Raw genomic sequence first — 23,515 nt, forward strand, 5'->3', positions numbered from 1 at the left:
CCTTTCGGCCCCGGCAGGGGATGAAACAGGGGATGGACCAACAGCAAAAAACACGAATCCCCCCAACACCAACCACGAAACCAACAACGAAGCGCAGCGCTTAAGATTGCAGCAGGCCCCATCAAGCCAACACGAAAGCCCAGAGCCCATGCAGATCTACCACAACCCCCGCTGCTCCAAATCCCGCTCCGCCCTCGAACAAGCCCAATCCTTCACAGCAAAGAACGGCGAACAGCTCGAGGTCATCGAATACCTGACCACGCCGCCCACGCTGGCTGACCTCAAACAGCTCGCCGCGCAACTCGACACTCCGCTGCGCAGCCTGATCCGCGAAAACGAAGACGAATACGCGCACCTCAATCTGGCCGATGCATCGGACGACGCGCTGCTCAAAGCCATCGCGGCGCATCCGAAGCTGCTGCAGCGCCCGGTGCTGGTTCGCAACGGCCGCGCCATCATCGGCCGCACGCCTGAAGCGCTTGATGCGTTCCTGAAGTAATTCACCGCGCCCCACAAAGTTGAACGGCCTGCCGATTTCCATCGGACAGGCCGTTCAGGGGTGGCCGTATCTCGCTTTGCGCGAGGGCCGGGGCTGCGTCCGTCAAGACGCGCAAGGGCACCGGTTTATTCCAGGCCCATCCATCGGGCCATTTCTGACCCGAAACCAACTGCCAGCAGGGCGGCAAGCACCACTGCCAGCGCCGCCGCGGTCGAGACCATGGCGACCTTCATGACTTCTGCGTCGTGGTGCGCGCTGCTGTGCGTGTGATGCAAGTGCTGCAGATGCTGCGCACGCATGCTCAGCGGGACCGCTTTCGCAGAGGATTTGCGATGCCAATGCAAGCGCTCCGTCATCGCTCGCAAGTGTTGCGTGTCAAACGCGTCACGGGAAAATCGCACCGCGGTACCTCCCGTTGTTGGCTGATAGCCGACGCCGGCACGCACCGGCGTCGGGGGCACGTGCGGCCCGAAAACGATACGGCAAGCAAATGGCGTATGCGAGTGGCTTTGCTTGTCGGCGCCGGGTGGCGCAGTCGTCTGGTCGCTCGCACAAGCCCAGCGTAGACGCGGGTTTGCGAGCCCGCAAGTTGCGTTGCGGCATGGTGCGCGCATCACGCGGGCAAAAGGCAAACCGCGCGCGGGTCTTCGTGAAATGCGTGACGCGTCCGGCGCTCAATCCTGAGCAGATTGCTGGGTCACTTGTGCGGCGGCGCGCTCGGCTTCGCGCTTGCGCAGTTCGGCGAGCATGTTGCAGAAGAGCGCACCTTGCTCTTTGGCGTCATCCAGCGCGATATGCGTGTGCGGCAGCGGGTCGTGCCAGTGCTCGGGAAAGGCCGCTTTGACGTTGCGCCGATACGGCATGCCCGTGAGCGCAAAAGCCAGCGTCTTGATGTCGAGTGCGGCCCACCCAAACGGCGAGCGCCCGGCAAAACGCATCATGTACCAGAACATGAACGTGAAATCGAAGCCCGCCGGAAACGCCACGAACACCGGCTTGCCGGGCAGGCTCTCGACCCACTCCACGTAACGCGGCAGGGCCACCTCGGGTGCCTCCAGATTGGCACGGCACGCGGCCCACGCCTCGGGCTGCGTTTTCCACCATTGCATCTGGACAGGATGGCCCTCGGCGCCTGCCAGCGTTTCCAGGTTGGCTTCGAACGTGCCGACGAGCGTCTTGTCGGCCAGGTACGCCGCGCTGGCGAAGCTCAGCATCGAATGCGGACCGGGGATAGGGCCGTCAGCCTCGATGTCGGTGCTGACGTAGATTTCAGGCCGCGTGTCGGGCGGCTGGTTGCCGCGCTTGCGGCGGGGCTTGTCCGCCGGCGCAGCGGGTGCGGAGTCGGCGAACGGGTCGTCGCTCTCGTTGGCGCTGTCGTTGGTGTTTGCGCTCATGCCGAGCCTTCGTTGGCAAACAGGCGATCGGCGACGTACGGGTTGCTGGCCCGCTCATCGCCAAAGGTCGAGACCGGCCCATGACCCGGCACAAACGTGACGTCGTCGCCCAGCGGCCATAGCTTCGTGCGGATCGCCTTGATCAGGTCCGCATGGTTGCCGCGCGGAAAATCCGTGCGACCGATCGACCCCGCAAACAGCACATCGCCGACGATGGCCACGCGGTCTTCGGCGCTGAAGAACACCACGTGGCCGGGCGTGTGACCCGGGCAGTGGAACACCTGCAGCGTGCGGCCGGCGGCTTCCACGGTGTCGCCGTCTTCGAGCCAGCGGTCAGGCACGAACGCCTTGGCGGGCGGAAAACCAAAGCGCTGGCTCTGCATGGGCAGTTGGTCGATCCAGAACGCCTCGTCCTTCTGCGGCCCTTCGATCGGCACGCCGAGCTGCGTGCGCAGGGCGTCGGCGGCGGCGCAGTGGTCGACATGGCCGTGCGTGAGCAGGATTTTTTCGATGCGTGCGCCGTGCTGCTGTGCGGCGGCCAGGATGCGGTCGATATCGCCGCCGGGATCGGTGACGGCGGCAGCGCCATCGTCGCCAATTAGCAGCGTGCAGTTCTGTTCAAACGGCGTAACGGGGACGACAACGACTTTCATGTGATCTTGTGTGCGCATTTGCACATGGCAGGGATAACCCGATTGTATCGGGCCGAGCCCGCGCCAGCACTGGGCTCGCGGGGTGTGTTGTTACATCGGAAAGAAAATATTACAAAATTGGTGCGAGATGACAGCATGATGTGATCGTTTTAATAGGAAATGTAAATAAGCGATCAAAGCATGCATGTTAGACTCGCGACCATGCTCAAGTTGACCCATCCGATTTCCTGCCTTCCGGCCGGCCGCACGCTGCGTGCCTGGCTCACGCACGGCACCGCGCTGCTGGTGCTGGCGGGCTGTGCCGCCGTTCCCGGCGAACCGCCCGCGGGTGGGCAATCCGGTCTCCAGGCCAGCAAGCCCGCAGCGCCCGCGTTGAAGCTGGCCGACCCGCGCGACAACCCCGATGCCTGGGGCACGCTGTCGTTCCGCGGGGTGCCGGATTCGACCAGCCTCAAGCTGGACGAGAACACCGATACCAGCCCCGGCCTGCGCGCCGACCTCGGCACGTTCGAACAACGCGGCCTGGCTTCCTGGTACGGCCGCGGCTTCCACGGCCGCCGCACCGCGAGCGGCGAGCGCTTCGATATGAATGCCTTCACGGTGGCGCATCCGTCGCTGCCGCTGCAAAGCTGGGTACTGGTGCGCAACCTCTCCAACGACCGCGTGGTCGTGGCCAAGGTGACGGATCGCGGTCCGTACCACGGCAAGCGCATCGTCGACATGTCGTATGCCGCCGCCAAGCGGCTCGACTTCGTCAAGCGCGGTTCAACGCAGGTGGAAATTCGCCGACTGTCCCGCGCTGAAGTTGAAGCGCTGCGCCCTGAGCTGACGCAGACCGATGTCGCCAGCAACGATGGCGACGCCGATGTGGGTGCCGATGAACCCGCACCGGTGAAGAAGAAAGCGGTCAAGCGTCGCGCCAAGCGTCGTTGAACCGCTGATCCGGCCGCCTTCCTCCCCTCAGTCCTTCCCTTCGTTTTTCAGCGCCAGCGCGCTTTGATACAGCGCGTCGACCGACGCTCCCGTAATTGCGCCGGCCAGCTTGGCTGCGCGCTTGGCAGGCAACTCGGCCAACAGCAGACGCAAGACCTGGTCTGCCGCCATCGCCGTCGGCGCAGCGTCCTGCGCACCTGCGCCCTCCACCACCAGAACGAATTCGCCCTTGCCATGTGAGACATCGGCGGCAAGCCAGGCCGGTGCTTCGGCGGCAGGCAGCACGACGATCTGCTCGAACAGCTTGGTCAATTCCCGGCCGATCAGGATGCGTCGCGCGGGCAGGTGTTCCGCCAACGCGGCGAGTGTGGCCTCGATGCGATGCGGCGCCTCGTACAGGACCCATGCCGGCCCGTGCGCCGCCCATTGGCGGATGGCCGCCTCGCGTTGCCCGGCCTTGGGCGGCAGGAAGCCGACGAAGGTGAACTGCCCACCAGACGTGTCGAGCAACTCCCCGGCGGCAGAAAGCGCCGTCACCACCGCGCTCGCGCCCGGCAGCGGAATCACGCGCTGCCCCGCCGCACGTACCGCCTCGACAATCCGCGAGCCCGGGTCCGACACGCCCGGCGTGCCCGCATCGGATACATACGCAATGCGCTCGCCCTGCGCCAGCCGCGCCACGATGCGCGCGGCGGCCTCGCGCTCGTTGTGTTCGCGCGCCGCGAGCATCGGCCGCGACAGCCCCAGCCGATGGAGCAGTTGCCCGGTGTTGCGCGTGTCTTCGCAGGCCACCGCGTCGACAAGGCCCAGCACGTAGCGCGCCCGTAGCGACACGTCGGCCGCGTTCCCGATGGGGGTGGCCACCACATATAATGCGCCGGCGGGATAGTGCTGGTCGTGCGCCAGCAGGGTCCAGTCAGGATCACTCACGAGAACTTCTCTCTGTTACTTGGTTCAAACCGCGAATGCATGCGCCGCAGCCCATCACAGCCGCCACCGGTGAAGCCGGTGAAGACCGTGCGCTGCGCTACTTGCAGGCGCGCGGGCTGGCCGTGGTCAGCCGCAATTATCGCTGCAAGGGCGGCGAGATCGATCTGGTGATGCGCGATGCGGCCGGCGCACTGGTATTCGTTGAAGTGCGTGCCCGTGTGGCGCGCTCCACGCAGCGCTTCGGCGGGGCGGCGGCGAGTGTCACGCCCGCCAAGCAGCGCCGCCTGATTGCCGCGGCCGAAGATTTTCTCGCGCGGGAGGTTGAAGACGTACCAGCCTGCCGCTTTGACGTCATCGCCATTGACGGTGCGCGTATCGAATGGATGCGCGATGCCTTCGGCGTTGATGCCTGAACCTCGCATCAACCTCGCTCTTCTTTCTTCTGCACTTCATTCAAGGACAGCATGAAACTCTCGTCGCCTACGTTTGCCCGTTTCCGTCGCACGGTCACACGCACCGCCGTGCTGGCCGCCCTGGCCGGCATGACCGCAACGCAGTTGACTGCCTGCTTCCCGCTGTTTGCGGGCGCCGTGGCCGGCGGCGTGGCGCTTGCCACCGACCGGCGCCCGACCGCCACCCAGACCATCGACCGCGGCCTGCAGATGGAAGCCGAGAACACGCTGATCTCGCGCTACGACGGCCGTGCCCACGTCAACGTGACGGTCTACAACCGCAAGGTCCTGCTGACCGGCGAAGCCGGCACCGAGCAGACCAAGCAGGAGATCGGCCAATACGCGCAGAAGCTGCAGAACGCGCGTGAGGTCGTCAACGAGATCGTGGTGACGCCGGAGTCGAGCACGTTCGGCTCGCGCACAAACGATACGTACATCACCACCAAGGTGAAGAGCGTGCTGGCCGGCACGGACGGCGTGCCCTGGAACTCCATCAAGGTGACGACCGAAGCGCAGACCGTCTTCCTGCTGGGCGTGGTGACCGAGGCGGAAGGCAACAAGGCCACCGAGGCCGTGCGCACCGTGGGTGGCGTCAACAAGGTCGTGAAGGTGTTCGATTACGTGACCGACGAAGAGCGCAAGCGCCTGGATGCGAATGCCACGTCGACCAACCCGTCGACCGCGCCCGACGCGTCGCAAGGCACGCCAACGCGCACGCAGGGTACGCCGACGGCCACGCAGGCGCCTGCCCCGGTCACATCGGCCGCGCCGGGCGTGACCGTGTCGCCCACCACCTCGCCCGCGCTGCCGCCGGGCAAGCAACTGCCGTAAGCCAGCGCGGCAACACCGCATCGCAAGAAACGCAGCCACCGTGCTGCGTTTTTTGTTGGCTGCACGCATCACAGGGCACATGGCCGGCCGTGCGTGTTAGCGTATGACGCTCCCGCGACTTCGCAGCCCCCCGATGCCCGTCGTCCAACGCCTTGCCGCCGCTGCGTTGCTTGCAGCGCTGCCTACGGTCCATGCGGCCAATGCGGCCCACGCGGCCGATCATCCCCCCACCAATCTGCAGGCCCGCACGTGGGCTGCCACGTGCGCCAGCTGCCATCACGCCGATACCGCGCCCGGTGCCAAGCTTCCCGCGCAGACGTTGCCGCCGCTGGCCGGTCGCTCGCAGGCCGAGCTGATCGACACCATGCAAGCCTTTCGCAGCGGCGCGCGCCCCTCCACGGTGATGGGCCAGATCGCCCGCGGTTATGACGATGCGCAGATCGCCGCCATTGCCGGCTGGCTGTCACGCCAACCCCAGGAGGGGCCATGAGCGAAGGGCTGCGCAAGGATCGACGCGCAGTCTTGCGCGCGCTCGGGGCAACCGCGCTGGCCGGGCCGCTGGCCGCCTGCGCATCACTGTCGGGCGTGCGCAATGCACGCGTGGTGGTGGTTGGCGGCGGGTATGGCGGTGCAACGGCGGCCAAGTACGTGCGCGTGTTTTCCGGTGGCCATGTCGATGTCACGCTGGTTGAGCCGAACGCCGCGTTCGTCTCGTGCCCGCTGTCGAACCTCGTGCTGTCGGGCGACCGTGACATCGCGTCGATCACCGTGCCGTATGACGCGCTGGTCGAGCGCCACGGCGTGCGGTGGGTGCGCGACCGCGCATCGGCCATCGACCCTGGCGCCAAGCAGGTGCGGCTGGCAGGCGGCGGCACGCTTGATTACGACCGGCTGATCCTCTCGCCCGGCATCGACTTCGTGCCGGGGGCGATTCCCGGTCTCGCCAATGCGGCCACCGCCGCGCAAGCGCCCCACGCCTGGAAAGCCGGCACGCAGACGCTGGCGCTGCGCCATCGGCTCGAAGCCATGCCCAACGGCGGCACGGTGGCGATCAGCATTCCGCTGGCGCCGTACCGCTGCCCGCCCGCGCCGTACGAGCGCGCGTGCCTGATCGCCCACTGGCTGCAGCGCGCCAAGCCCGATTCGCGCGTGCTCATTCTCGATGCCAACGATGACGTCACCTCCAAAGGCGCGTTGTTCAAGCGCGTGTGGGCAGAGCGCTATCCGCAGCACATCGAATATCGCCCGCAATACAACGCCGTCGACATCGATGCCACGGGCCGCGTGCTCAAGTTCGATGTGCAGGACGACGTGCAGGTCGATGTCGTCAACCTCATCCCCCCGCAGCGTGCCGGGGCGATTGCCGTGCAAGCCGGGCTGGCGACGGCCAACGGGCGCTGGTGCGAAGTGGACTTCCTCTCGTTCGAATCGAAGGTGGCCCCGGGCGTGCATGTGATTGGCGATGCCATCCAGACCGCGCCGCTGATGCCCAAGTCGGGCCACATGGCCAATCAGCACGGCAAGGTTGCCGCCGCCGCCGTGGTGGCGATGCTGGCGGGCCAAGCGCCCGATGCGTCGCCGCTGTATACCAACACCTGCTACAGCTTTGCCACGCCCGACGAGGCGATGCACGTGGCAACCGTGCACCGCTACGACCCGGCCGAGCACACCATGGTGACGGTGCCCGGCGCCGGCGGGCTTTCCGAAGCGCCTTCCGCAGCGGAGGGCAAGCTGGCGCAAGGCTGGAGCCGCGCCATCTGGTCGGACATGCTGGGCTAAGGAAGGCAAGGCCGAGGCGCACGGCACAAACAATGCGCAAGATTGTGCAAGTCGCGTAAGCGGCCCGCGCCTACAGTGCGTCATGTGGCCGCGCGGGCGGCCGTCCGAACCTTCCGATCATCATGTCTCCCAAGGATCTGCTGCTGGCCCTGACCGTTGTGCTGGTGTGGGGCGTCAACTTCGTCGTCATCAAGGTGGGCCTGCACGGCGTGCCGCCCATGCTGCTAGGTGCGCTGCGCTTTGCGCTGGTCGCCTTCCCGGCTGTGCTGTTCGTGCCGCGCCCGAAGATTGCGCTCAAGTGGCTGGTGGCTTACGGCGCCACCATCAGCTTCGGGCAGTTCGCGTTCCTGTTCTCCGCCATGTATGTGGGCATGCCGGCGGGGCTGGCCTCGCTGGTGCTGCAGTCGCAGGCGTTCTTTACGCTGACGATTGCCGCCATCGTGCTGCGCGAGCCGATCCGCTGGTTCCACCTGGCCGGCATGGCGGTGGCCGCGGGCGGGCTGGCCGTCATTGGCATGGCGGGCGGCGGCTCGGTCACGGGCATGACCACCGCCGGCTTCCTGCTGACGCTGTGCGCGGCGTTTTCTTGGGCCAGCGGCAATATCGTCACCAAGCGCGTCGGGCCGGTGAATGTGGTGAGCCTGGTGGTGTGGGGCGCCGTCATTCCGCCGATTCCGTTCTTCCTGCTGTCGTACTGGCTGGAGGGGCCGCAGCAGATCGCACACAGCCTGGCGAACATCAGCTGGTCCAGCATCGGTGCGATCGTCTACCTGTCTTTTGGTGCCACCATCTTCGGTTACAGCCTGTGGAGCCGCCTGCTGGCGCGCTACGCCGCCAGCCAGGTCGCGCCGCTCACGCTGCTGGTGCCGGTGGTGGGGCTGGTATCGGCCGCCGTGCTGCTGGGCGAGCGCCTGGTGGCCGCCCAATGGCTGGGCGGCGCGGTGGTGATGGTCGGGCTGCTGCTCAACGTGTTTGGTGGCCGGCTGGCCGCGCGGCGGGCGATGGCCTGATCGCCGCATCCCCATCAGAAACAAGCGCCTGGGGCCGAAAGGTACCGGGCGTTTTGCTTTGCGGACGACATATGCGGGCGACATAGGGTTTGGCCCGTTTCGGGCACAATACCGGGTCCAATTCCCGCCATTTCGCCCGCACACGCATGCGGGCAGCCTCGTCTTCTGGAGACCACATGAAGTTCGCCCCCACGCTCGCGGCTGCGGCGGTGCTGGCCGGCCTGGCGCTGTCCGCCACGCCCGCGCTGGCCGCCGTCGATGCTGCCCGCGCCTTGTCCATCGCCAACCAGAACGCCTGCATGGGCTGCCACGCCGTCGACCGCAAGCTCGTCGGCCCGGCCTATCAGGACGTTGCCGCCAAGTACAAGGGCGATGCCGGCGCGCAAGCCAAGCTCATCAAGAAGGTGCGCGAAGGCGGCATGGGCAACTGGGGCCAGATCCCGATGCCGGCCAACCCGAAGATTGCCGATGCCGATCTGAAAACCGTGATCGACTGGGTGCTCGCGGGCGCCCCGGCCAAGTGAGGAACGGACGATGAACGACGCAATCAATCTGGGCCGCCGTGACGTGCTGCGTGCCGGCGCCATGATGGCGCTGCTGGTGTCTGCCGGCATTGCCACGCCCGCCCAGGCGGCCGAGTGGAACAAGGCCGCCTTTGCCGTGAAGGGCGTGAACGACGTGCTCAAGCAACTGGGCGGTGGCGCGGTGGAGAAGGGCGGCGCCGGCATACAGCTCACCGCACCGGACATTGCTGAGAACGGCGCCGTGGTGCCGCTGGTCGTGACGAGCACGCTGCCGGGCACCGACCTCATCGCCATCCTGGTCGAAAAGAACCCGAACACGCTGGCTGCCACGTTCGCCATTCCGGCCGGCACCGACCCGTTTGTGAGCACGCGCGTGAAGATGGGCGAGACGTCAACGGTCTACGCCGCCGTGCGCGCCAACGGCAAATGGGTGCTGGCGAGCAAGGAAGTGAAGGTCACCCTGGGTGGCTGCGGCGGTTAAACATCAGGAGAAACACACCATGGCAGACCCGATGCGCATTCGCGCAATGGAAAACGGCGGCACCACCGACGTGAAGATCCTGATGAAGCACGACATGGAAACCGGCCAGCGCAAAGACGCGTCCGGCAAGGTCGTGCCCGCCTGGCACATCACCAACGTGACGGTGCAGCACAGCGGCAAGACGGTGCTCGACGCCCAGTTCGGCCCGGCCGTGTCCAAAGATCCGTTCCTGAACTTCAAGTTCAAGGGCGGCGCCAAGGGCGACAAGGTGACGGTCACGTGGGTCGACAACCACGGCGACAAGCGCACCGACGAAACGTCTATCCAGTAATCAGCAAAGGCCCGGAGGCTCAAATGCGACGCAGCTTCTTTCGTGTGACCGCCGCGCTGGCGGCATTGGGTGTGGCCGGCAAGGCCGCTGCCCAGAATGCCCCGCGCGCCGGCGGCGCCGGTGCCCGCTACAAGGTGGTCTACCAGTTGAGCGAAGGCATCGACCAGGCCGTGCGCGCCATCGGCAACCTGCGCAACCACCTGAACGGCGCGCCCGGCACGAAGATCGTGGTGGTGGCGCTGGGCCACGGCATCGACTTCCTCGTTGAAGGCGCCAAGGATGCGCAGGGGCGCCCGTTCGATGCGCCCGTGGCCGCGCTTGCCAGCATGGGCGTGGAGTTTCGCGTGTGCCACAACTCGCTGATGGCCTTCAAGGTGCCGGAAGACAAGCTGCTGCTCGAAGCCAAGGTGGTGCCGGCCGGTGTGGTGGAAATCACCCGCCTGCAGCAGGAAGAAGGTTTCGCCTATATCAAACCGTAGGCGACCCACGGAGGGGACCGTGAAACACAAGACATGGACGATGGTGCTGGCTGCGGTGTGGGTTGCCGGCAGCGCCGTGATGGCACTCGCGCAGGACGCCAAGGACAGCACCGCCGCCGGCATCGCGCAGTACCGCGAGATGCTGGCCGACGGCAACCCGGCCGAACTCTGGGAAGCCGCCGGCGAAGAACTCTGGAAGAAGCCCGCCGGCCCCAAGCAGGCCTCGCTTGAAGCGTGCGACCTGGGCCTTGGCCCCGGCGTGGTGAAGGGTGCCTACGCCAAGCTGCCGCGCTTCTTCAAAGACACCGGCCGCGTGATGGATGCAGAACAGCGCCTCATGCATTGCCGCATGACGCTGCAGGGTCTGACCAAGGAAGAGGCTTCGGCCCGCCCGTTCTCGTCACCCGGCAAGGCGTCGGACATTGAACGGCTGATGGCCTACGTTGCCTCGGAATCGCGCGGCACGGCCATCGACATTCCGCTCGCCCACCCCGAAGAAAAGCGCGTGTACGAACTCGGCCGCCGCATGTTCTTCTACCGTGGCGGCGCGTATGACTTTGCCTGCGCCACGTGCCATGCCCAGCCGGGTTTGCGCATCCGCCTGCAGGAGCTGCCCGATTTGCTGACCGCCGACGGCGCGCGCTTTGCGTATTCCACGTGGCCGGGGTATCGCGTCTCGCAGGGCGAGGTACGCACGATGCAGCACCGCCTGTACGACTGCCTGCGCCAGCAGCGCTTTCCGGAACCGCTCTACGGCAGCGAGGTGATTACCGCGCTGGAGATGTTCCTCGCCCGCAATGCCAACGGCGGCAAGATGGACGCGCCGTCCATCAAACGATGACACGATGAGGCCACGCATGACCCGACTGACCCCCATCGTTCTGACGGCGCTCACATTGGCGCTGGCCGCCGGCACCGCGCAGGCAGCGGACGCCACCTCCAAGGCCGTCACCGCACCCAAGCCCGAAGCCAAGGCCGACGCGGCACTCGCCAAGGTCATCCAGGAGAGCTTTGTCTCCAAGGGCCCGGCCACCGTGGAAGGCGTGACCGACCGCGACGACGTGCAAAAGGTCTGCAGCCAGTTTGCCGACCGCAACGCCGTGCCCGCCGCCGTGGCAAAGAAGCTGGAAGACGCGCAATTCAAGACCATCCACTACCCGGCAGACAACACCTGGCTGGGCGACTGGAAGGAAGGGGAGAAGACCGCGCAGAGCGGCCGCGGCATGCAGTTCTCCGACCCGGCCGGCACTGTGAACGGCGCCAATTGCTACGCCTGCCACCGCTTGTCGAAAGACGAACTGTCGTACGGCACCATCGGCCCGTCGCTGTACCAGTACGGCAAGCTGCGCGGCGATTCGGAGGCGATCCTGCGCTACACGTGGGGCAAGATCTACAACTCCAACGCGTATGCGGCGTGCTCCAACATGCCGCGCTTCGGGCACAAGGGCATCCTGACCGAGCAGCAGATCCGCGACGTGATGGCGCTGTTGTTCGACCCGGCATCTCCCGTCAACCAGTGACCCCATAACGCCATGCACACGCTTCGACGGTTCCTGATGTGGACGGCAGCGGCGATCGTGTTTGCCGCCACGCAGTTTGCCAATCATGCGCAGGCCGTCGAAGTGGGCGATGTGGTGGCGCTGCCCGACGTGCAGTTGCTCGACGGCACGCGCGTGCCGGGCGATGCGTGGCACGGGCACCCGGTCATCATCGCCACGTGGGCATCGTGGTGCCCGTTCTGCGCGCTGCAGAACCCGCGTCTGCAAAAGCTGTACGACGCCACGCGCGGCACGGACCTGCGCATCCTCACCATCAGCATCGACGCCAACCCGCAGCTTGCGAAGGACTACGTCGCCAAGCGCCGCTTCACCTTTCCGGTGACGATGGAAACCGACGCGCTGTGCGCCGCCACCGGCCCGCGCAAGGGCCTGCCCGAACTGCTCGTGCTCGACGCCAAGGGCCGCGTGGTGCGCAAGGAAGTCGGCGAGATGCTGGAAGACGACGTGGCCGACTTGGCACGCTACGCACACAGCCCCAAGCAATGAACCGCCGCGAATTCGTTCAAGCCCTGGCGATTGCCGCTGCCGCCGGCCTGCGCCTAGGCGACGCGCACGCCGATACGTTCAGCTATGACGTGCCGCGCTTCGGCAACGTCCACCTGCTGCACTTCACCGACTGCCACGCGCAGTTGCTGCCCATTGAATACCGCGAGCCCAGCGTCAACCTGGGCGTGGCGCAATGGGCCGGGCAGCCGCCGCATCTGGTGGGGCATGCGCTGCTCAAGCGGTACGGTATTGCGCCCGGCTCGCGCGCCGCGCACGCGCTTACGTCGCTCGACTTTACCGAGGCCGCGCGCCGCTACGGCCGCATGGGCGGCTTCGCACACCTGGCCACGCTCATCAAGCGCCTGCGCGCCACGCGCCCGAATGCGCTGCTGCTGGACGGCGGCGACACCTGGCAGGGCTCCGCCACCGCGTTGTGGACGAACGGCCAGGACATGGTGGACGCGGCCCTCGCGCTGGGCGTGGACGTCATGACCCCGCACTGGGAGATGACCTACGGCGCCGACCGCGTGCGCCACGTGGTCGATCACGACTTCAAGAACAAGGTCGCCTTTGTCGCGCAGAACATCCAGACCGCCGACTTTGGTGATCCGGTGTTTGACCCGTACGTGCTGCGCGAGCTGAACGGCGTGCGGGTCGCCATCATCGGGCAGGCGTTTCCGTACACGCCGATCGCGCACCCCGCCGATTTCACGCCCGACTGGACCTTCGGCATTCAGGAAGAACGGCTGCAGAAGATGATTGACGAGGCGCGGGGCAAGGGCGCCAAGGTGGTCGTGCTGCTGTCGCACAACGGCATGGATGTCGACCTGAAGCTCGCCTCGCGCGTGCGCGGGTTGGACGCCATTCTGGGCGGGCATACGCACGATGCCGTGCCCACGCCCGTCAAGGTCAGCAACCCGGGCGGCGTGACGCTCGTGACCAACGCGGGCGCCAACGGCAAGTTTGTCGGCGTGCTCGATCTGGATGTGCGCGGCGGCACCGTGCGCGACATCCGCTACACGTTGCTGCCCGTGTTTGCCGACCTCCTGCCGGCCGACCCCGCCATGACGGCGCTGATTGACCGCGTGCGTGCGCCGTACCAAGACAAGCTGGGTGAAACGCTGGCCACCAACCGCGGCCTGCTGTACCGGCGCGGCAACTTCAACGGCACGTTCGACCAGCTCATCGTCGATGGGCTGATGCACGCGCAGGGCGCCGAGATTGCCTTCTCGCCCGGCTTCCGCTGGGGCACCACGCTGCTGCCCGGCGAGACCCTGACCATGGAAGCGCTGATGGCCCAGACGGCCATCACGTACCCGGCCACCACGCTAACCGAAATGACCGGCACCACCATCAAGACCGTGCTGGAAGACGTGGCCGACAACCTGTTCAACCCAGACCCGTATTACCAACAGGGCGGCGACATGGTGCGCACCGGCGGCCTGCGCTACACCATCGACCCGATGAAGCCGATGGGCCAGCGCATTACCGACATGCGCCTGGGCCCGGGTGACGGCAAGCCCATCGACGCCGACCGCCGCTACAAAGTGGCCGGCTGGGCCGCCGTGTCGCCCGAAGCCCGCAAGGCGGGCGGCCGCCCCGTGTGGGACGTGCTGGCCGACTGGCTGCGCGACCAGCGCGAAGTGACCGCAAGGCCGCTGAACACGCCGCGCATTGTCGGCATGGAAGGCAATCCGGGCATGGAAAACGCGGGCTAAACCCCCCATTGAAAGGGCCGGGGGAGTTCGGGTAGACTCATTTTCCACGGGCCGATAGCTCAGCTGGGAGAGCGCCGCGTTCGCAATGCGGAGGTCGGGAGTTCGATCCTCCTTCGGTCCACCAACTCACTGGCAAGGTTTGCCAAGCGTTGCCAAGAAACCCGCTAGCTGCAAGGCTTCGCGGGTTTTTTGTTGCCAGCGTTGCCTAAGTTTTGCCGTTGACACCCGGGGGCAAGTGGGGGCAAATTCGGGGGCAAGTCGCCACCCGGAGAATCACTTGCCCCCATGTCCCTGACCGACATAGCAATTCGTACCGCCAAGCCAACAGATAAGCCGTACAAGCTGGCAGATGGCGGTGGCCTATACGTCGAGGTGTACCCCACAGGGGGCAAGTTGTGGCGTCTCAAGTACCGGTTTGGGGGCAAGGAAAAGCGGCTGTCATTTGGCGCCTATCCGGTCGTCAGCCTGAAGGACGCACGCGAGCGGCGTGACAACGCCAAGCGCCTTTTGGCGGGCGGCATCGACCCCTCGATCGAGCGGAAGATGCAGAAGGCCGCAACGGTCGAGCGCGCCGCCAACAGCTTCGAGACAGTGGGCCGCGAGTGGTTTGCCAGGTATTCCCCCACATGGGCCGAGGGCCACGCAACCAAGATCATTCGTCGCCTGGAAGCCGATATCTTCCCGTGGCTGGGCGGCCGGCCGATTGCGGAAATTACAGCGCCTGAAGTGCTGACCGTCCTGCGTCGAATCGAAGCGCGCGGCGCATTGGATACGGCGCACCGCGCCCACCAGAATTGCGGCCAGATATTCCGCTACGCCGTCGCCACTGGTCGCGCGATCCGCGACCCATCCGGCGACCTGCGAGGCGCGTTGCCGCCTGCCAAGCATGAGAATTTCGCTTCCATCACCGACCCAGTAAAGGTGGCCGAACTGCTGCGCGCCATCGATGCCTTCCGGGGTACGTTGGTCGTACGCTGCGCGTTGCTCCTCGCGCCTATGGTGTTCGTGCGACCAGGCGAGCTCCGCAAAGCGGAGTGGGCAGACTTCGACCTGGACGCCGGCGAATGGCGCTACCTGGTCACCAAGACCAAGACCGCGCACCTGGTGCCGCTGGCGACGCAAGCCGTGGCGATTCTCCGCGAGCTCCATGCGCTGACGGGGCACGGTCGTTTTGTCTTTCCTGGACGCGACCCCAAGAAGCCAATGAGCGACGCCGCCGTCAATGCAGCGCTGCGGCGCATGGGCTACGACACCCGCACGGAAATAACGGGTCACGGCTTTCGCGCGATGGCCCGCACGATCCTTCACGAAGAGCTCAACTACAAGCCCGAGATCATCGAGCACCAGCTCGCGCACTCTGTACCGGACGCATTGGGCACGGCCTACAACCGCACCAAGTTCGTCAAAGAGCGGCGCGTGATGATGCAGGCGTGGGCTGACTATCTCGACCGCTTGAAGGCAGGTGCACAACTCTTTACGTTCGGACCTTCAGCGGCTTAATCCGCGCCTGTGCTGCATTGGCGGGACGCTCGGTATGCCTTTCCTTTCATCGCGCTATCTGCTGCTCTAGGCCGCACGCCACTTCGCTGGCTAGAATGCCGGCCCTCGTTGCCAATCACGGGCAACGACAGCTATAGCCGGGCGACAGCATTGGCCGTGCACTACACCTCCAATCTGTTGATCTGCTCGGGCTTCGCCATTCAGCATCAACGAGGAGCGCTGCGCGATGACCACATCACTGGATTTGACGATAGGGGACTTTGAGAAGCAGCTTGCACAGACCTACGGGGTGATGTGCGGGGTGTTCGAGTCTGCTTTTGGTGTCGGCCTTGAGGATCGCTTGCCAGAAATCGAGCAGCACATCGACAAGCACTACGGGGCCGATGCGGCCAACCACATGCTTGTGCTGCAAGGGATCATCGACCGAGATACGGAAGAGTTCCTGGACGAGGATGGCAATGTGCTGACCGACTTGTCCGGCACGTCGGTGGAGCTCTGCCAGGAGGCTGTGACTCTGTTCCTCGCCAAGACCAAGCCTGCGAGTGTGTACAACGAGAACATGCTCTATGGCGTCTCGCATTGCTGGTTCAATCTCAACCTCGCTGGCAGTTGTTTGCACGCGTCACAGCATCCCGAGGCGTTGCACTTCCTGGCTAGCGCCAACAAAGCGTTGGGGCAAGCGCAAATGCTGCTCGTCCTGCGTGAGCGAGGCCGGGAAAGGGCGCGCAAGGGCGGCAAGCAACGCCATGCCCCGATGCAGGAAGAGAAAGAACGCGCGCAGACGATCTTTCGTCAGTTCATCGCGGGAAAAGGACTCTCCAATGCGCAGGCGGCTTCCAAGCTGCATTCCGAGTTCGGAATCCGCTATCACTATGGCGGCGTTACGCGCCTGGTCAGCAAGACTCGCAAAGAGATGGAATCGGAGTCGTAACGCGGGAAACACGCTCCGTGCGCAGCTTAGCTGCGCCGATTTGAAGTGAGCTCACGACATAGCACAGCAAAGCTGAGCGCATCGCTGCTTTGCTGCGCATCTTCCGCGACATCCATGTCGGCTCCTATTCTTGCGTCACTACCAACCAATGCCCACACGGGGCAAGGCAACGCAAGCGATGACAAGGAAGACAAGCAGCAAGGCCGCACACCAGACGACGCGGCGACCCCCCGTTCAAACACCCCAACGCCAAAGCCGCACCGTTCTTCCGCTAACCGGCCGTGGCCGTTGGAACGACATTGCGCCATTTGTGGGCGTCTCTCGTGAGACCTGGCGCCAGCTCGTGAACACGGGCCGCGCACCCACGCCGCAGCGCCTTACTGAGCGCTGCAGCCTCTACGACTTCGCAGCCATTCACGCTTGGATCGCCAACCCCGCCAGCTACAGCGCTGCGTCTGGTGGCGATACGCCGCATGCGCATAAGCCAAGTGCATAAATCCGCATAGCTTTTTTCGGCTGCTATTGCCGCGCAGCGCCACGGTGCGTGCCGCTCCGAGCAGGTCATGCACGTGCATAAAAACCACTCGATGAAGCGCGCCGGTGAGGCGGGGTCCCAACGGCGCGCGGTGGGTGTGCGCATGGCTTCAGCCTCGCCACTGCCTCCACGCGCGAACGTGGCCGCAGCGGCGCTGTAGCGGCCCGCAGGCACTCGCCAAGCGCGGCGACATGCCGAGCAACCCTTGCGGCACGCAGTGCCTCTGCGGCCTTGTGGCGCCGCGCTTGTGCTGCATCTGCCTATCGGTCAGGTGCTGCAACGTTGTCCACCCATAGGGCACAACATTTCCGCGTTGCCCAAGGCCGCGCGCTTGCCGAGACTGGCAAGGCTCCGAGCAATACCGAGCACCGCCGAGCAATTCCGCTCGATTCCAACCCATCGACGAGGAACGCAAATGATCCGTTCGCACATCGAGGCGCCCAACACGCGAGCCGCCACTGCAGCCATACACGGCAAGGCGGGCATGTTGGCCGAGCGCTTCATGCGGCTGCCGGAAGTGAGCGCCACGTGCGGCTTGCCCACATCGTCCATCTACGACGGCATGCGCCGTGGCGACTTCCCCAAGCCCGTGCCACTCACCGGCAAGACCGTCGCGTGGCTCGCGTCCGAGATCCACGAGTGGATGGCCAGCCGTGTCGCAGCCCGTCAACCCTGAAAGCCTTTCCATGCAGACCACAACACCGCAACTACCGCCCGAGCTCCAGGCGCACGTGGAGCAGTACCAGGACATACGCGCCAGCTTCGAGACCGCGCGCGATGAGGCCGACCGACTTGATGCTGCGATTCAGCGTCAACGCAAAGCAGTAGAGGGCGCAGAGAACGAGGCGATGCAAGCCCGTGAAGAGGTTGCCCACTTGCTGCGGCAACCCGGTACGTCGCCCAAAGAGGTTCAACGCCTCAAGGCCAAAGAGCGTGCGGCCTACACGCTCGCCGAAGACAACCGCTCTGTGATGGCCGAGCTTGAAGCGGCATACCAGGATGCTACCAACCAAGTAGGCAGTGCCAAAGCCAAAGAGCGGAGCTGCTACTCGCAGTTGCTGAGCGCTTACGCGGATGCGCTCATGAAGCAGGCCGACGTCGTACTGGAGCCCCTATATCGCGCCATCCAAATGCAAGAGTGGGCCTATGCAGCCCAGACCGGCAAAGGGATAGCGGATTGGGAGTACAGGAGCACCGACGCGCGTAGTGCAGCACTGGCAGTGATGTACGGCCGCATCAAGCAGGGGCTCGACACGTTCCGGTTTGAAGCAAAAGGCGACGCCGTCTTGCAGGCAGTGCAACGCCCTGACGGCCTGGATCGCTTCAAAGAAATCAGTCCTGCTGCAAGACACCGTAACAAGGTGCTGCAGCAGCTCACCGCACGACAACACTAACCCCCTCACGCACCATGACTTCCCACCACTGCCCGAGCTGCCGCAGCCTCACCGCCCCGCACGGCACGATCCTCCGCTCTGACGGCCAACGCGAAGCCCTCTACCGCTGCAACAGCCACAGTTGCGGCACCGTCTTTTCGCACGCACTGCCTGTCGGTGCCACACCCGAGGACAGCATCCAAACCTACCGCCTGGCACGCAACACGCAAGACGTGATCCGCACCGACTGCTAATGCCATTGCCGGCGCCACGCCGGCAATGCGCTCTCCATTGAAGCCATGAAGATCAATTGCCCTCACTGCAGCAGCGTCGCGAACATCCGCTCCAGCCGGCGGGTAACGCGATTCACCAGAGAGCTCTATTGCCAGTGTTCCAACCTGGAATGCGGCCACACGTTCGTTGCGCTGACGGAAGTGGTGCGCACGCTGGCACCGAGTAACACGCCCGATCCAGAAGTCGCACAGCAGCTCGCGGCGCGATCCGCAGCGGGCACCGAGCAACACGTCAACGGTTGTGAGCTCAGCTTGACACCACTTGCCCGATGACCAAGAATCTAGCCGTCACCGAAACAGCGGTGGCCGGGCGTGAGAACCCGATTCCTACAGGCGGACAGGCCGCGTTCGCGGCATTTTTTTCGTCCGTATCGCCTTCGCACGCCCTTTTTATGGCGGGCCGGGCGGGGCCAGCTTCGGCTGGGCCGGTTTCCTGTAGGCCGGTTTCTCACCCCCGCTGTCTGGCCCGCCACCCTCACGTGAGAATGAGCGGCGGGTCTCCACTTCTACAGGAGGCCGCAATGCCTAACGCTTTCGCTCGTCCTGAGCAAACCGCTTTCCCGCAAATCCTTGCCATCGTCCGCGCGGCACTGCGCGACGCCGTTGCTGCGCCTGATGACCGCGTATCGCTCGATGTTGCCGGCGCCGCACTCGTCGCCGTAGCCGCAATCGCAAAGGCAGAGGTGGCACATGGATAAGCACATGCATGCCGCGCCGAGCCTGGCGATGATGCAGCAGCGCAAGCTCGTTTCCCAGCTCGTGCACCAGGTGCAGCAGACAAGCAACCGCGCTGCGGCGCAGTTCGGCGCGCCCCTGGAGCGATTGCGCGATATGGGCGAGCTCATCCGCCACACCACCGAGCAAAGCTGCGCAGAGCTCTGGCGTGTGAGCGCAGGGCTCGACGGCATCCTGCGTTTGCTCGACCTACAAAGCGACCGCTCGCCGGAACACGAAAGCCTGCATTGCTTGCTCGCACCCCTCAAACAACAGTTGGACCGCGCCCTGTGTAACGTCCACGACATGCTGTGAGGGGCGCCATGCAGACGCAACACAACCCCGCCATGCGTGACTGGTTCGACCAGCTCAAAGGCGGCATCGACCTGCACGACCTGGCAGAGCGCCTGGACCTGCGCCGCACCGCCGCCAACGGCAACTATCACAGCCCGCACCACGCGGACAGCAGCCCGTCGCTGTCGATCTTTGAAAAGGGCCGCGCCTGGAAGGACTGGTCGCAAGACGTTGGCGGTTCCTGCATCGACCTGGTGCTGCATTGCCGGCCCGAAGTGGAGACGCCGCTCGAAGCGGCCAAGCTGCTCGGCGAGTGGTACGGCATCCCCGCACCTGTGCCCGCGCAAAGCAGTCTGCCGGCTCGCAAGAGCACAGAGGAATACATCGCCGAGCGGTGCAGGGCGAACCCTGAGCCCGCTGTTGCCTACTTGGCCAGCCGCGGCATTGCCGAAGCCGTCAGCCGCCGCGCCATCCAGACCGGCGCACTCGGCTGGAATACCTGGAACAGCAACAAGGTGCCCGCTGGCGAGCCAGGCCACGGCGGGCCGGCTGCCGCATTCGTCGTGCGTGCGGCGGCATCTGCTGCCGTTGTCGCCGTGGACCTGCGCTATGCCGACGCCACGCTCAACGGCAACGTCAAGACGCAGTGCCAGGGCGAAAAGCTCGGCCACGGCTGGACAAGCGATTGGCGCCGCCTGCAGCGCGCCCGTACTGTCTACATCGTCGAGAGCCCCATCAACGCCCTATCGGTGGAGTGCTGCCACTTGCCGGAAGGCTGTGCAGCCTTTGCCATTCGCGGCACCGCCAACGTCGATAAGATCGACTGGTCGTTCCTGCGTGACAAGCGCGTGCTGATCGCGCTGGACCATACCGACGCGGTGAACGAGCGCACAGGTCAGCGGCCCGGCCTGGCCGCAGCATGGAAGCTGTCGGAAGTGCTGACCGCTGCCGGCATCGGCTCAGTGCTGGTCGACATGCAGGATTGGGAAGAGGGCGAGGACATCAACGACGTGCTCAAAGCCCGAGGCGCCGACGAGCTCACAGTGCGCATGAAGCACATAGAGCCGTGGCTCATCCCAGGCATGCCAGGCGACGGAGAGCGCCAGAAGGGCACCCGCCGCATCTTTCTGCCCGCGCACGATTTCAGCGTCTATTGGCGCTTTCGCGTGAAGGAAGACTTCACGCATTACGTACAGAAGTACAAGGACCAGGAAGACGACGACGGCGAATCGAGCCGCAGCGAAGAACTCGCAGATCTGTGTTCGTTTCGCGTCGCGGGCATTTCACGCCTGCGCATCCAAAGCCATCTAGCCACCATCAACGGCACGCCCGACACGCAGCCTGAAACCGTGTTCGGCATCAGCGCCCAGGTGCCGCGCTTCGGCGCGGCATTGCAGCGCGAAGTGGCCAGCAACGACAGGCTCTATAACCTGGAATGGTGGCGCGGTAAGTTCGGCCATATCTGGATGCCAGCGCAGTTCGCACGCATGGTCAACGTCCTGGAGCGTGCCGCCGAGCTCGGCGCTCGCGACGTGGTGAACTTCGTCGGCGTCGCCTGGCGCGATGGCGAGCTCGCGGCAATGGAGGGCAGCGACTGCTATTTCCTGGAGCCGCACAAGCAGTGCCTGTATCACAACATGGCATTCCCGCGCGGCAGCCAGCAGAACGCCCGCGCTGTCATCGCGGCCTATCAATCCACTTTCCGCAACAACGCTGCCGCCATCGCGCTTGTGTGGGGGCTTGGCGCGCACCTGAAAACGGTGCTCGGCTTCTATCCGCACCTGCAGATGCAGGCCGAGAAAGGATCGGGCAAATCGAAGCTCCTGGAGAGCCTGCAGACGACGCTCGCCTTTCAGGTGCTGTCGGGCCAGATGCTCAAGACCGACCATCGCCGCCGCGCGTCTGTCTCCTGGACATCGCACCCGGTGGGATGGGATGAATTCTCGAAGCTACCTAAGATGGTGCTGTCGGATATCGACGGCTTGCTGCAGTCCACCTATCGTTTCGAGTTCACGCGCGTCGGCGCTGCGCTCACGCCGTACCTCATGTGTGCCCCCGTCCTGCTGGCCGGCGAAGAGGTTGATGTCGAAAGCCTGCAGTCGAAAATTTGCCGCACGTCGCTGTCCGTGGCCAAGCAGGGCGACATCATCCCGCACACCCTGCCGCAGTTTCCCGTGTGGGAATGGCTGCAGTTCATCGCGCAGATTGACCCGGCGCGCATCCGCGATCTGCATGCAGCGTTCCTGGACGTGTGCAAAAAGGGCAGCCGCGCCGAAGCCAGCGACGCCACCGCGCGCCGCATGATGGAGAACTACGCTGCCATCATGACTGCTTGGGCGCTTCTGGCGGAGTTCGCAGAGATCGACGTCGACCAGGGCACGTTTGTGGACGATGCGCTGGCCGAGATGAACGCGCATATCGCCGAGACCAACGGCTCACGCCAGCCGTGGGTGTGGATCATGGAAATATTGTTGTCGGAGCTCGACGCCGGCCGCTATCAATATCCCTTCAGCTGGGACACGATTCAGACCGACAGCGGCCGAGAGATGGTGCTGTTCCTGCGGCCAAGCCACGTAATGGACCACCTCTCCACTGCGCCACACCTGCGGCCTAAGTTTGATGCACTGCCAATCAAGACGGCGCGGGTGTTCAAGCAGCAGCTGCTGCAGTCTGGCGTGGTGGCCGTGCACAACGGCAAACAGATGGACGATGTGGAGAAGCGCATCTTTAACCGGCGGCACGGGCACATGACTGCGCTGAGCCTGGCCAAGCTGGAGAAACTCCGGCTCTACGCCTCGCCGGCTCCATCGGACCACGGCATGCCGCCGTAGCACGCGCCACTTCCAAGAAAAGTAGCTCGCATTTTGCGAGCTCCTTTTCTTCCGGAGTTGTCGCCATCTCCACAGGATATCGAGAGGCGAGAGACGGGCTGAGTTCGGCCCAGAGCGGACGCCACAGTAGCCCTGCGGAGCTACGCCCAATGTCAAACCTGAATCCACGCCCACGTAGGCTTCAAGGAGGCACCGGGTTACATGCAGCTTCCGGACGCTCTACCCGGCGGAATTGATGGGCTGCGCTCCAGCGTCGGAGCCTCGCGGAACAACAAGTTCAAAGCATTCACAGCCGCCACCCAACGGCGACTTATTCTGACTCATGCTGAAGCCATCTCAAAAGGACCGCCAATTGCGCGCGCGCCATTCTGAACGCTCGTTTCCCGCGCTGCAAAGTGGCTCGGCGAAAAATATTCATACTGAATACTTCGCATCTATCAGCAAAATTCTAGTGCCAGCCAAAAATTGCGATGTGCATCGAGATTGATAAAAAAAGAAGTATTTTTTTCGATCAACTTGCACACCTCACATCACCCACAAAACCGCATCAGCAAACGGTTTGCTCGCCTCATCAGCATCATCCGTGTCGGCGTAACAACAGGACAAAAGAAATAAATTTCGCTTAAAGAATTTATCAAACGCATAACGCATCAACCTGGAAACCGCATAGCCAAGCGGTTTACGGGAAATCGAGTAGATAACATGTATCAAACATGTTGGCGACAACGCCGTAAACTATCACTCGCCTGATTGCAAATTTTTGTTTGGGCGCCCTAGAATGAGCGCTAATCACCGGTTGCCACTCTTATGTCAGAGAGTGCTAGGTGGAGGAACTATGAAAAGACTTTGAGAGGGCCACCGGCAAACGTGCCGTTGCTGGTGAGCCAACAAAAAGAAAAGGCCCGAGCAACGCTGCAACCACTGGAATGGACGCGCTACTCAGGCCTTAGGCACCGCCACGAAGAGTCCCGGGGGGGGGGGGGGG

At 64.6% G+C, this 23,515-nt stretch carries 28 protein-coding genes and 1 tRNA gene; 25 read left to right on the forward strand and 4 right to left on the reverse strand.

Annotated elements, in window-relative coordinates; all coding sequences use genetic code 11:
* The first annotated feature begins 148 nt into the window (after positions 1–148).
* Entirely contained in the window at positions 149–499 is a 351-nt protein-coding gene (gene arsC / locus AAHM38_RS23540) for an arsenate reductase (glutaredoxin) (protein WP_015855900.1), read from the forward strand.
* A gap of 125 nt (positions 500–624) precedes the next feature.
* Here the strand turns inward: arsC and AAHM38_RS23545 are convergent, their stop codons facing one another.
* The 3 genes from AAHM38_RS23545 to AAHM38_RS23555 all read right to left on the reverse strand — a co-directional run bounded on the left by AAHM38_RS23545 (position 625) and on the right by AAHM38_RS23555 (position 2,546).
* A complete protein-coding gene (locus tag AAHM38_RS23545) occupies positions 625–900 on the reverse strand; it encodes a hypothetical protein (RefSeq protein WP_009239603.1) in 276 nt (91 codons plus the stop codon).
* Between the two features lie 273 nt (positions 901–1,173).
* Positions 1,174–1,893: an exonuclease gene (locus AAHM38_RS23550; RefSeq protein ID WP_015855898.1), complete on the reverse strand. Its 720-nt coding sequence runs from the start codon at positions 1,891–1,893 to the stop codon at positions 1,174–1,176.
* Positions 1,890–2,546: an MBL fold metallo-hydrolase gene (locus AAHM38_RS23555; protein ID WP_015855897.1), complete on the reverse strand. Its 657-nt coding sequence runs from the start codon at positions 2,544–2,546 to the stop codon at positions 1,890–1,892. Before AAHM38_RS23555 ends, AAHM38_RS23550 begins: the two co-directional genes overlap by 4 nt.
* A gap of 201 nt (positions 2,547–2,747) precedes the next feature.
* Between AAHM38_RS23555 and AAHM38_RS23560 the strand changes: the two genes are divergently transcribed.
* Positions 2,748–3,479 carry a septal ring lytic transglycosylase RlpA family protein gene (locus tag AAHM38_RS23560; RefSeq protein WP_041668405.1) on the forward strand — a complete coding sequence of 244 codons (732 nt, stop codon included), beginning with the start codon at positions 2,748–2,750 and terminating at the stop codon, positions 3,477–3,479.
* A gap of 27 nt (positions 3,480–3,506) precedes the next feature.
* Here AAHM38_RS23560 and rsmI read toward each other — a convergent pair whose 3' ends face one another.
* Positions 3,507–4,409, reverse strand: a complete 903-nt coding sequence (gene rsmI / locus AAHM38_RS23565) for a 16S rRNA (cytidine(1402)-2'-O)-methyltransferase (RefSeq protein WP_015855895.1) — start codon at positions 4,407–4,409, stop codon at positions 3,507–3,509.
* A gap of 35 nt (positions 4,410–4,444) precedes the next feature.
* On the opposite strand from rsmI, the gene AAHM38_RS23570 reads away from it, so the two are divergent.
* From AAHM38_RS23570 to AAHM38_RS23680, 23 genes are all read left to right on the forward strand, one after another.
* Positions 4,445–4,822, forward strand: a complete 378-nt coding sequence (locus AAHM38_RS23570; RefSeq protein WP_015855894.1) for a YraN family protein — start codon at positions 4,445–4,447, stop codon at positions 4,820–4,822.
* Positions 4,823–4,873: 51 nt separating this feature from the next.
* Positions 4,874–5,692: a BON domain-containing protein gene (locus AAHM38_RS23575; protein WP_015855893.1), complete on the forward strand. Its 819-nt coding sequence runs from the start codon at positions 4,874–4,876 to the stop codon at positions 5,690–5,692.
* A 133-nt stretch (positions 5,693–5,825) separates the two neighbouring features.
* Positions 5,826–6,182 (forward strand): c-type cytochrome, encoded by a 357-nt coding sequence (locus AAHM38_RS23580; RefSeq protein WP_015855892.1) that lies wholly within the window; start codon positions 5,826–5,828, stop codon positions 6,180–6,182.
* Positions 6,179–7,471: an NAD(P)/FAD-dependent oxidoreductase gene (locus AAHM38_RS23585; protein WP_015855891.1), complete on the forward strand. Its 1,293-nt coding sequence runs from the start codon at positions 6,179–6,181 to the stop codon at positions 7,469–7,471. The genes AAHM38_RS23580 and AAHM38_RS23585 overlap by 4 nt, the downstream gene beginning before the upstream one ends.
* A gap of 122 nt (positions 7,472–7,593) precedes the next feature.
* Positions 7,594–8,481, forward strand: coding sequence for an EamA family transporter (locus AAHM38_RS23590; RefSeq protein WP_015855890.1), 888 nt, complete (start codon positions 7,594–7,596; stop codon positions 8,479–8,481).
* 176 nt (positions 8,482–8,657) lie between these two features.
* Positions 8,658–9,005: a c-type cytochrome gene (locus AAHM38_RS23595; protein WP_012436693.1), complete on the forward strand. Its 348-nt coding sequence runs from the start codon at positions 8,658–8,660 to the stop codon at positions 9,003–9,005.
* 10 nt (positions 9,006–9,015) lie between these two features.
* Positions 9,016–9,486, forward strand: a complete 471-nt coding sequence (soxY, locus tag AAHM38_RS23600) for a thiosulfate oxidation carrier protein SoxY (protein ID WP_012436692.1) — start codon at positions 9,016–9,018, stop codon at positions 9,484–9,486.
* Positions 9,487–9,505: 19 nt separating this feature from the next.
* A complete protein-coding gene (soxZ, locus tag AAHM38_RS23605) occupies positions 9,506–9,817 on the forward strand; it encodes a thiosulfate oxidation carrier complex protein SoxZ (RefSeq protein WP_004628733.1) in 312 nt (103 codons plus the stop codon).
* Positions 9,818–9,840: 23 nt separating this feature from the next.
* Positions 9,841–10,296 carry a DsrE family protein gene (locus tag AAHM38_RS23610; protein WP_004628735.1) on the forward strand — a complete coding sequence of 152 codons (456 nt, stop codon included), beginning with the start codon at positions 9,841–9,843 and terminating at the stop codon, positions 10,294–10,296.
* A gap of 40 nt (positions 10,297–10,336) precedes the next feature.
* A complete protein-coding gene (gene soxA / locus AAHM38_RS23615) occupies positions 10,337–11,137 on the forward strand; it encodes a sulfur oxidation c-type cytochrome SoxA (protein ID WP_041668400.1) in 801 nt (266 codons plus the stop codon).
* 4 nt (positions 11,138–11,141) lie between these two features.
* Positions 11,142–11,816, forward strand: a complete 675-nt coding sequence (soxX, locus tag AAHM38_RS23620; protein ID WP_181004953.1) for a sulfur oxidation c-type cytochrome SoxX — start codon at positions 11,142–11,144, stop codon at positions 11,814–11,816.
* A 12-nt stretch (positions 11,817–11,828) separates the two neighbouring features.
* Positions 11,829–12,341, forward strand: a complete 513-nt coding sequence (locus AAHM38_RS23625) for a TlpA family protein disulfide reductase (RefSeq protein ID WP_015855887.1) — start codon at positions 11,829–11,831, stop codon at positions 12,339–12,341.
* Entirely contained in the window at positions 12,338–14,059 is a 1,722-nt protein-coding gene (gene soxB, locus AAHM38_RS23630; protein ID WP_015855886.1) for a thiosulfohydrolase SoxB, read from the forward strand. The genes AAHM38_RS23625 and soxB overlap by 4 nt, the downstream gene beginning before the upstream one ends.
* A gap of 48 nt (positions 14,060–14,107) precedes the next feature.
* Positions 14,108–14,183, forward strand: a tRNA-Ala gene (locus AAHM38_RS23635).
* A 161-nt stretch (positions 14,184–14,344) separates the two neighbouring features.
* A complete protein-coding gene (locus AAHM38_RS23640) occupies positions 14,345–15,559 on the forward strand; it encodes a tyrosine-type recombinase/integrase (RefSeq protein WP_015855885.1) in 1,215 nt (404 codons plus the stop codon).
* 226 nt (positions 15,560–15,785) lie between these two features.
* Positions 15,786–16,490, forward strand: coding sequence for a hypothetical protein (locus AAHM38_RS23645; protein WP_015855884.1), 705 nt, complete (start codon positions 15,786–15,788; stop codon positions 16,488–16,490).
* Positions 16,491–17,440: 950 nt separating this feature from the next.
* A complete protein-coding gene (locus AAHM38_RS23650; RefSeq protein ID WP_015855883.1) occupies positions 17,441–17,701 on the forward strand; it encodes a helix-turn-helix transcriptional regulator in 261 nt (86 codons plus the stop codon).
* Positions 17,679–18,419 (forward strand): hypothetical protein, encoded by a 741-nt coding sequence (locus tag AAHM38_RS23655; RefSeq protein WP_146049750.1) that lies wholly within the window; start codon positions 17,679–17,681, stop codon positions 18,417–18,419. Before AAHM38_RS23650 ends, AAHM38_RS23655 begins: the two co-directional genes overlap by 23 nt.
* Positions 18,420–18,433: 14 nt before the next feature.
* Positions 18,434–18,652, forward strand: a complete 219-nt coding sequence (locus AAHM38_RS23660) for a hypothetical protein (RefSeq protein WP_015855881.1) — start codon at positions 18,434–18,436, stop codon at positions 18,650–18,652.
* Between the two features lie 45 nt (positions 18,653–18,697).
* Complete coding sequence (locus AAHM38_RS23665; protein ID WP_015855880.1) at positions 18,698–18,964, forward strand: ogr/Delta-like zinc finger family protein; 267 nt, start codon at positions 18,698–18,700, stop codon at positions 18,962–18,964.
* A 248-nt stretch (positions 18,965–19,212) separates the two neighbouring features.
* Positions 19,213–19,389 carry a hypothetical protein gene (locus AAHM38_RS23670; RefSeq protein ID WP_015855879.1) on the forward strand — a complete coding sequence of 59 codons (177 nt, stop codon included), beginning with the start codon at positions 19,213–19,215 and terminating at the stop codon, positions 19,387–19,389.
* A complete protein-coding gene (locus AAHM38_RS23675) occupies positions 19,382–19,720 on the forward strand; it encodes a DUF1484 family protein (protein WP_015855878.1) in 339 nt (112 codons plus the stop codon). The genes AAHM38_RS23670 and AAHM38_RS23675 overlap by 8 nt, the downstream gene beginning before the upstream one ends.
* Before the next feature lie 8 nt (positions 19,721–19,728).
* The gene (locus tag AAHM38_RS23680; protein WP_015855877.1) at positions 19,729–22,530 is read left to right on the forward strand and encodes a toprim domain-containing protein; all 2,802 of its coding nucleotides are present in this window, start codon (positions 19,729–19,731) and stop codon (positions 22,528–22,530) included.
* Positions 22,531–23,515 lie beyond the last annotated feature (985 nt).

The sequence above is a fragment of the Ralstonia sp. OTU4908 genome (assembly GCF_038440115.1).
In the GTDB taxonomy this organism is placed as follows: domain Bacteria; phylum Pseudomonadota; class Gammaproteobacteria; order Burkholderiales; family Burkholderiaceae; genus Ralstonia; species Ralstonia pickettii.

Coding starts and splice junctions, on each gene's coding strand:
- arsC (WP_015855900.1), top strand. CDS start 149: ATGCAGATCTACCACAACCCCCGCTGCTCCAAATCCCGCTCCGCCCTC.
- AAHM38_RS23550 (WP_015855898.1), bottom strand. CDS start 1,893: ATGAGCGCAAACACCAACGACAGCGCCAACGAGAGCGACGACCCGTTC.
- AAHM38_RS23555 (WP_015855897.1), bottom strand. CDS start 2,546: ATGAAAGTCGTTGTCGTCCCCGTTACGCCGTTTGAACAGAACTGCACG.
- AAHM38_RS23560 (WP_041668405.1), top strand. CDS start 2,748: ATGCTCAAGTTGACCCATCCGATTTCCTGCCTTCCGGCCGGCCGCACG.
- AAHM38_RS23570 (WP_015855894.1), top strand. CDS start 4,445: ATGCATGCGCCGCAGCCCATCACAGCCGCCACCGGTGAAGCCGGTGAA.
- AAHM38_RS23575 (WP_015855893.1), top strand. CDS start 4,874: ATGAAACTCTCGTCGCCTACGTTTGCCCGTTTCCGTCGCACGGTCACA.
- AAHM38_RS23580 (WP_015855892.1), top strand. CDS start 5,826: ATGCCCGTCGTCCAACGCCTTGCCGCCGCTGCGTTGCTTGCAGCGCTG.
- AAHM38_RS23585 (WP_015855891.1), top strand. CDS start 6,179: ATGAGCGAAGGGCTGCGCAAGGATCGACGCGCAGTCTTGCGCGCGCTC.
- AAHM38_RS23590 (WP_015855890.1), top strand. CDS start 7,594: ATGTCTCCCAAGGATCTGCTGCTGGCCCTGACCGTTGTGCTGGTGTGG.
- AAHM38_RS23595 (WP_012436693.1), top strand. CDS start 8,658: ATGAAGTTCGCCCCCACGCTCGCGGCTGCGGCGGTGCTGGCCGGCCTG.
- soxY (WP_012436692.1), top strand. CDS start 9,016: ATGAACGACGCAATCAATCTGGGCCGCCGTGACGTGCTGCGTGCCGGC.
- soxZ (WP_004628733.1), top strand. CDS start 9,506: ATGGCAGACCCGATGCGCATTCGCGCAATGGAAAACGGCGGCACCACC.
- AAHM38_RS23610 (WP_004628735.1), top strand. CDS start 9,841: ATGCGACGCAGCTTCTTTCGTGTGACCGCCGCGCTGGCGGCATTGGGT.
- soxA (WP_041668400.1), top strand. CDS start 10,337: ATGGTGCTGGCTGCGGTGTGGGTTGCCGGCAGCGCCGTGATGGCACTC.
- soxX (WP_181004953.1), top strand. CDS start 11,142: ATGAGGCCACGCATGACCCGACTGACCCCCATCGTTCTGACGGCGCTC.
- AAHM38_RS23625 (WP_015855887.1), top strand. CDS start 11,829: ATGCACACGCTTCGACGGTTCCTGATGTGGACGGCAGCGGCGATCGTG.
- soxB (WP_015855886.1), top strand. CDS start 12,338: ATGAACCGCCGCGAATTCGTTCAAGCCCTGGCGATTGCCGCTGCCGCC.
- AAHM38_RS23640 (WP_015855885.1), top strand. CDS start 14,345: ATGTCCCTGACCGACATAGCAATTCGTACCGCCAAGCCAACAGATAAG.
- AAHM38_RS23645 (WP_015855884.1), top strand. CDS start 15,786: ATGACCACATCACTGGATTTGACGATAGGGGACTTTGAGAAGCAGCTT.
- AAHM38_RS23650 (WP_015855883.1), top strand. CDS start 17,441: ATGATCCGTTCGCACATCGAGGCGCCCAACACGCGAGCCGCCACTGCA.
- AAHM38_RS23660 (WP_015855881.1), top strand. CDS start 18,434: ATGACTTCCCACCACTGCCCGAGCTGCCGCAGCCTCACCGCCCCGCAC.
- AAHM38_RS23665 (WP_015855880.1), top strand. CDS start 18,698: ATGAAGATCAATTGCCCTCACTGCAGCAGCGTCGCGAACATCCGCTCC.
- AAHM38_RS23670 (WP_015855879.1), top strand. CDS start 19,213: ATGCCTAACGCTTTCGCTCGTCCTGAGCAAACCGCTTTCCCGCAAATC.
- AAHM38_RS23675 (WP_015855878.1), top strand. CDS start 19,382: ATGGATAAGCACATGCATGCCGCGCCGAGCCTGGCGATGATGCAGCAG.
- AAHM38_RS23680 (WP_015855877.1), top strand. CDS start 19,729: ATGCAGACGCAACACAACCCCGCCATGCGTGACTGGTTCGACCAGCTC.